At 41.1% G+C, this 8,124-nt stretch carries 4 protein-coding genes; 2 read left to right on the top strand and 2 right to left on the bottom strand.

Annotated features, from left to right (window positions below; genetic code table 11):
- The coding region (locus tag VJ937_RS15355) for a T9SS type A sorting domain-containing protein (RefSeq protein WP_324068525.1) at positions 1–4,570 on the top strand (4,570 nt) is incomplete at its 5' end.
- A gap of 103 nt (positions 4,571–4,673) precedes the next feature.
- A complete protein-coding gene (locus VJ937_RS15350; protein ID WP_324068523.1) occupies positions 4,674–5,723 on the top strand; it encodes an aldehyde reductase in 1,050 nt (349 codons plus the stop codon).
- 8 nt (positions 5,724–5,731) lie between these two features.
- Here VJ937_RS15350 and hemH read toward each other — a convergent pair whose 3' ends face one another.
- Together hemH and hemG are read right to left on the bottom strand one after the other, a co-directional pair.
- Entirely contained in the window at positions 5,732–6,742 is a 1,011-nt protein-coding gene (gene hemH / locus VJ937_RS15345; RefSeq protein WP_324068522.1) for a ferrochelatase, read from the bottom strand.
- On the bottom strand, positions 6,739–8,106 hold the full coding sequence (gene hemG, locus VJ937_RS15340; RefSeq protein ID WP_324068521.1) for a protoporphyrinogen oxidase: 1,368 nt from the start codon (positions 8,104–8,106) through the stop codon (positions 6,739–6,741). Before hemG ends, hemH begins: the two co-directional genes overlap by 4 nt.
- Between the last annotated feature and the right edge of the window lie 18 nt (positions 8,107–8,124).

The raw sequence follows: 8,124 nt of genomic DNA, 5'->3' as shown, positions 1-8,124 counted from the left end.
AACCAATTTTAATAACTCCATAAGACTTAAATTTACCCTGGGAGGAACAGATGATTATACAGTTTATTCGGGATGGAACATTGATGATTTGGCGTTGGTTGGTAATTTTATAAGTTATGATATTGCCGTTGTCGAATACCTTGAACCTACCTGTAACTGCTACCATACCTCTCAGGAACAGATATCAGTAAAAGTTACCAACAGGGGGTATGAAACTGCCAGTAATATTCCTATAGGATTCTCCTTTGACGGGGGCGACACCTGGACAATGGATGTAATATCTGCCAGTATAGCAACCAATGATACCATAACTTACACTTTTTCGGAGTTTGCCGATTTCTCTGATGGCGGTTGGTATGATATATCAATAAAAACATTTCTTACAGAGGATGAGATTCCGGAAAATGATATGCTGCAAAAAGATCAGTTTATGCCTTACCAGGAAACCTTACCTTATTATACAGATTTTGGAACAGACGATGGTAGATGGCATATATCGGATAGTAGTGATTTGTGGCAAAGAGGCGTACCAAATGATGATGTGATTAATGAAACTTCGACTGGAAATAAAGCCTGGGTAACCAAATTGACGTTTAATTATACAAATAATGCCAATGCATTACTTGAAGGACCTTGCTTTGATCTCACACAACTTGACAAACCAGTGTTTGAATGTAAGTTGTGGGGACAAATTGATGATGCAGGAGATGGGTTGACACTTATGTACAGTGTAGATGGTGGCGATAGTTGGCAACCGGTTGCCGATGACCAGTATTATAACTGGAACTGGTATGATAATGAAACCCCAAATCCTCCGGCAACACCTGCATGGGATACAACTTCATCTGACTGGATTGTGATGCGGACAATACTTCCCGATGCTCTGGATGCATACGATTATGTCAAATTTGGATTCCTTTTCACCTCTGACGAAGGTGGAGTTAGTGAAGGGGTTGCTGTCGATGATGTGGCTATTTATGAATCACCTTTGGATTTTACCGTTTCAGCCCTAAATTATCCGCAAACAGATTGTGAATGGCCGGATACCACACATGTGAAAATTAATATTGAGAACAAAGCTCCCGTAACGGCACTTTCCGGTACAGAGGTTCCTGTGAAATTTATTTGGCAGGAACAACACATTGTAACCGATACAGTAATTCTCGATCAGGATTTGGCACCCAATACTCCGTATGAGCATTTATTTAGTGCTACTGTACCTATGGATTCGGCCGGTGATTATGATTTTAAGTTTATCACTCTATATGAAGATGATCCGTATTATTATGGGGCAAGTAACGATACAACCACCTCATTAGTTAGCGTAAATGGAATGCCGCAATACAATCCATTTCCGCCAATTACAGGGAAGCCCTCAGGGTCAGTAGACTTAGATGCCGGAGCGGGTTATGCCGGTTATGCCTGGAGTACTGGCTACAACGAGCAGGTGCTTTCAGTATTTACCGATGATACTTACACTGTAACCGTAACAAACAGTGAAGGATGCACAGCTGTAGATTCAACTGAAGTTATTACTTCTACCGATGATTTGGAGATGAAACAGGTTTTAACATCGATTGGTAATGAATGCTTAAGACCAAACCCATTTGACCTGGAAGTAGAGATCATCAACAGAGGGGAGGAGCATTACGGCCCGGGAGAAGAAATACCGCTGGCCTTTCAACTTAATGGAATGGAACCCTATGAAGATACCCTTGTACTTGCCGATAGTTTACACATTGACAGCTCAATAAATTACACCTATTCACAGCAGGTTGATATGAGTGAATCGCGGCAACATACACTGGTAGTTTATGCTAATAATGCAAAAGACCTGAATCGTGCCGATGATACATTATCCATTGTTGCTGATACCTGGGGAACACCTCGGCCCGCAATTAACGGAGATACAATATTTTCTTCCCGGATAGATACTTTGAGTATTGATGCCGGAGAGGGTTTCGATTCTTATTTATGGCAAGATGCATCAACAAGCAGGTATTATGATGTGAATAGCGATATTGCCCAATGGTATCATGTTACAGTTGACGATGTACATGGCTGCGGGCCTACAGACGATTCGGTGTATGTAAATACAAATGATCTGTACCTTACATCACTTGAAAGTCCAATTGATGCATGCGAGCATAGTACAACAGAATATCCATCCGTTAGAGTTTACAATAATAGTGGTAATTTAATTCCGGCAGGCGAAAATATTCAGATTGGATTTTCTGTCAACAATGGCACAGCACAAACTGAAACCCTGGCTTTACCCGCTGATTTGGAAGGGGGAAACTCGCAGGTGGTAGCTTTGAATAACAGTGCCAGCCTTGCCGATACAGGAACTTATAATTTTGTGATTTGGGTAAAGGCAATTGAAGATGCCAACCGGGAAAATGATACTTTATCACAATCGGTAATTACGTTTGGATACCCTGATGTTGAATTGGCATATGATAGTATTTATACATTGACACCAGATACGCTTGAATTTGATGCAGGAGAAGGATTTGCCAGTTATTTGTGGTATGATGGAGCTACATCACAAACGCATGTAGCTGACCGTGATACCTCTTTTGTTTATTCCGTGACAGTGAGCAACGAGGATGGTTGTGGTACCGACAGCGATTCTGTTTCTGTATTTACACAGGACTTGCGTTTGGTGGATATAAACAGACCATTAAGCGGTTGTGAACTAACTGATCAGCAACTAGTAAGGTTGAAAGTATATAACAATAGCGCTGATGAATTATTACCCGGTACTGTTGTCCCGGCATCATATAAAATTAATAGTAGTAGCTGGCATAACGAGGACTTTATTTTGAATGACACCATAGTCCCAGGGGAACAGTTTTTTATAGCATTTGAACAAACTGCTGACATGAGCAGTGGTAACTATTTTGAACTTGATGCAGCTATTCATTATGTAACAGACGCCAATAGAAGTAATGACTCAGCTAGTCGCTCTGTTGAAGTTTGGGGATACCCGGAATATTCTTTAAACTATGAATTTGTGAGTTCAACCCAACCCGATACTGTAGACTTAATAGTAACACCCGGAAATTATGCCGGTTACATGTGGAGTGTGGGCGTGGATAACGATACGCTCTCGCTGGAAGGATACGATGAGCCCTGGTATGCTGTAACAGTAACCACAATTAATGGATGTAGTAAATCAGATACGGTTTATGTAAATAGTAAAAACCTAACTATCGATCAATTGCTTACACCAGTTGATGCCTGTGCACATACCACAACAGAAAATGTAAGTATCAGAATTAAAAATACAGGATCTGATACCATACAGGAGGGCAACAATATGTTACTGGAAATTAACAGTCCGGAAGCAGTTTCTGAGAATTATAACTTCTCCAATCCACTGGCGCCCGGAGATTCCATCGATTATACCTTTACAGGTAATCTCGATTTAAGTGCGGAAGGTAATTACCAGGTTGAAGTTACCCTCTCTGCTGACTTCGATGCCAATAGCGATGATAATGTGGTTACTGAAACCATTACTACCCACGGACCTGCAGATGTTAACCTGGGTAATGAGATTACAGTTTCATCGCTGCCTTTTGTACTTGATGCTGGTGCCGGATTTGAAAATTACTTGTGGCACGATAACTCAACAGACCAGACATTTACGATTGACGAGACCAATATAACGGGTACTGGCTTGTATTCTGTAACGGTTACAAATGACCTGGGCTGCGAAGGAAATGATAGTCGCAGAGTTAATGTTGATATAATTGACTGGTCTGCAGATGATGTATTGTCACCTGAAACCGGCTGTTATGGTATAAATCCACCTGTTTTAACGCTTAGAATGAGTAACCAAAGCAGTGTGCCAGTGCGTGCAGGACGGTCTTTCTTTGTAAACTATGTTTTAAATGGCGATAATACAGAGCAGGAAACATTTACTCTGACAGATAGTATTTATCCGCAAGAATCATATGATTATACCTTTAATGTGGTGCCTGATTTTAATGCATATGAATCCAATGTAATAGAAGTTCTGCTTGATAATGCCGGTGATATTAATAACGGCAACGACGCCATAACCCATACGCTAACACCTTATATTCCGGAACTTGAATTTGGGCAGGATAGCATTAAGCCTGAAGATTTCCCATACATACTAACGGCACCCGATGGTCTTGAGGACTATGAATGGAGTACCGGGGAGTTCGGGCAATCTATTGAGGTCGATGAACAGGGTTGGTATACCGTTACGGCCTACGATGACTTTGATTGTGCCGCCATGGACTCAGTATTCATCGTCGATCCAACCGGACTTAGTGACCTTGCTGCAAATGGCAACCGAATTGAGATTTGGCCAAATCCGGCAAAAAACACCGTTTGGATTGATCTGAACCGTACCACTGGCGGAAAGCTACATTACGAACTGGTAACCACAGCAGGGGAAGTTGTACATGTGGCAGAAACCACTATGAACAAAGGCGAAATAATTGAACTTCCGATAGACCATTTGGCACCAGGAATGTACCTGTTCCGCTTTTACGACACTGATGAATATGGTAACCGAAGTTTGATAATAAAATAACGTTAATGTAATCATTTAGAGGCCGGTGTAATCCGGCCTTTTTTTATTTTAAGCCTGCAAACAAATTAAGAAAATGCCTGTTTAAACTATAAAGCTGATAACTATGGCAGAAGAAAAGAAACATACAATCGTAGTAACCGGAGCTACCGGTTACATAGCCTCATGGGTAGTAAAAAAATTATTAGACTCAGGACATAACGTGCGTGCTACAGTCAGGGATAAATCAAATAAAAGCAAGTATGAGCATTTAACAAATATTGCCGAAAATAATAAAGGACAATTAGAAATTTTTGAAGCCGACCTTCTAAAGCCCGGCAGTTTCGATGAAGTTGTTCATGATGCAGACAAGGTAATACACATGGCATCACCATTTAAAATTTCCGGCATTAAAAATGCCCAAAGAGATTTAATTGAGCCGGCTGTAGTAGGAACACGAAATGTATTGGAATCAGTCAATAAGGCCAAGTCAGTTAAGCGCGTTGTGCTTACATCCAGTGTTGTGGCCATTTACGGCGATGCGGTAGATATTGAACAAACGCCTGAACAGGTTTTCAATGAAACTATCTGGAATGAAACCAGTACTGAAAAACATCAACCATATGCCCTTTCGAAAACATTGGCTGAAAAAGCTGCCTGGGGCATACATGATGCTCAAAAAGATTGGTCACTGGTGGTTATCAACCCGGGATTTGTACTGGGCCCTTCATTAAGCAAGCGTAAAGACTCCACCAGTATTGATTTTATGCGAAGCCTGTTAAACGGTAAATATAAAGCAGGTGTACCCGATTTGTATTTCGGTATCGTGGATGTTCGAGATGTAGCACAGGCTCACGTTAACGGCGCTTTAAAGAAGGAAGCGAATGGTCGCCATATCCTTGTTTCTGATACTTTAAGAGCACTTCAGATTGCCAAGAAACTAAAACAAGCTTTCCCCGATAATCAGAAAATCCCGAAAAAGGTGCTTCCTAATTTTTTACTATATCTGCTGGGTCCATTGCAGGGTTTTACATGGAAGTTTTTAAAGCGCAACCTTGGTATTAAACTGCGGTTTGATAACAACTACAGTATCAAAGATCTTGATATTGATTACATTAAACCGGATGATACACTTCGCGAACATGGGAAGCAATTATATGATGATGGACTGCTTTAATCCATTGATTATTTTTTAATGATCATGCTGATTGCTTTGGCCCAGTCATCGGAATCGTTTAAACTCTCCACCATTTCGAGTTTTTCGCCACCATGTTGTTCGAAAAGTAGTTTGTATTCATGTCCGAGCTCAATAGTTGTTTCAAGGCAATCGGCAACAAAAGCCGGGGCTGCAATTAAAATACGTTTTTTGCCCGCTTTGGCCAGGCTTATTAATGTTTCGTCTGTAAATGGGCGCAACCAATTTTTCGATAGTCTTGACTGGTAGGAAGTAGTATAGTGCTCTTCCGCCAGATTAAGTTCCCTTGCAAGCAATCGCGTGGTATGGTAGGTTGTGGCCTTATAGCAGTATTGGCCATGCACGGGAAGATCTTCGGTGCAGGGGCAGGTTTCACTCTTTATACCCGGATGCATTTTATCTACCTGTCGCAGAGGTAAACCGTGATATGAGAATATCACATGATCATAATTTTGAGGTTCATATGCAGCAATGCGGCTTTTAAATGCCTGAATAAAGGCTGCATGATTGTAAAACTGCCTCACAAAATGAATTACGGGCTTGTTTTTCCACTTTGGGAGTAATTCGTTTATTATGTCTGCCACCGATTCGGTAGTTGATGTGGCATATTGAGGATAGAGCGGCATAACTATTATCTCATCGTAACCTTTATGCTCCAGTACCCTGAAAAGCTTTTTGAAAGATGGATTACCATACCGCATAGCTCCATAGACATCAAACTCGTCTTCAATGATTTGCTCAACTTTTTTTGTCAGTGCCTCCAGGTGAATAAGCAGTGGTGAGCCGTGTTTTGTCCATAAACGCTGATAGAGTTTGGTTGATTTGGGTGCTCTGAATGGCACTATGATAAGATTTACAAGAAGTTTGCGCAACAACCATGGTATATCGATGATTCTTTTGTCATTCAGGAACTGGAACAAATACCTGCGCACTGCAGGTACTGTTGGTTTGTCTGGAGTGCCGGTGTTGACCAAAATCAACGCTTTGCTTTTTTGACTCATGAGGTTAGCTTTTTACTTAAATCCACGGCTTGTTTTACACGATCTGCCATTCCAATGCCATCTCGTATATTGCCTGCCAGGATCAAACCCGGGTATTGCTGTTCAATACTTTCTATAGCGTTTAACCGCTCTGGTGTGGTTTCTGTATATTGCGGAATGGCGTGTTTATACCTGAAAACATGTGCCAGGTCCGGCTCATTGTTGGCTTTTAATGTTTCGTTTACTGTATTTTTGGCCAGTGTCAACAGTTGTTCGTCTGATTGTTCAATGATATCTGGATGCCGCATTCCACCCATAAAAACAGATAACAGGGCGCCTGATTCAGGTGCGCGATTTTTAAATATGGATGAAGGAAAAAGTATTCCAAGTACTTTGCGTTGTTCGAGTTTTGGAATCAGTCCACCAAAAGCATTAAGCTCGCGACCATCCCAATCTTTGAACCCCAATACCACTTGCACCACTTTAGCATAAGTAAGATCTGTAATTGGTTTGGTAAGATTTTTATCAATAAAGGGTAGTAATTTCTCAATGGAAGGCGCGGGAACTGTTGTAACTACTTTTTTAGAGGTAACAATAAATGTTTCTGTTTCTGTACTCCAGGATGTTTTAAATCCGCTCTCATGTGGCTCAATAGTAGTGTTGTGTGCGCCTAATTGAATATTTTCGGAACCAATATTTTTTGCCACGGTATCGGTTAAATGCTGAAGGCCATTAAAGGCAGAAAAAACCTCTTTTGTTGCCTTGCGATCCCGGTCGGTTTTCGGTTCTTTCTTTTTTTGTATGGCTCCACGAATAAAACTGCCATAAGTTTGCTCCAGGTTGTAAAGTTTGGGTAGTGCATATTTGGGAATCAGTTTTTTCGGGTCTCCTGCATAGATTCCCGAAATAAATGGATCTACAGCATAGTCCAGAAATGATTTTCCCATACGACGCTTCACAAGTTGAGCCAATGTTTCGTGCGGATTAGTACCTGGTTTGCGCCAGGGTTCTCCCAGTATCCTGAATTTATCTTTTAATGAAAAAAGTGGTGTAGTGATTCCACCAATCAGCCCTGAAGGGATGGCATGGAAGTGATTATTTTTAAGTATCCACCTGTTTTTAGCGTCGGCATTGGCTGTTTCCAGTTCGGCTTCCTTATTGTCCTCAAAAAGCTCAACCAGTTCAGGGTTTGATAGTACGCCTGTATTGGGTCCTGTTTCAAATATGAACCCGTTTTCCTGGTTTGTCTGTATTACACCTCCAACATGGTTTGACTGATCTATAATGGTTACTTTTTTTCCGGCTTTCTGAAGATAATAGGCCAGGGTTAGTCCTGTAATTCCTGCACCTATTATTACAACGTCCTTACTTTCATTTTCTTTCATACAGTTTTTAGTTTTCGC

The sequence above is a fragment of the Salinivirga sp. genome, from assembly GCF_035268865.1.
In the GTDB taxonomy this organism is placed as follows: domain Bacteria; phylum Bacteroidota; class Bacteroidia; order Bacteroidales; family Salinivirgaceae; genus Salinivirga.
This window is presented reverse-complemented; position numbering and strand designations above follow the sequence as displayed.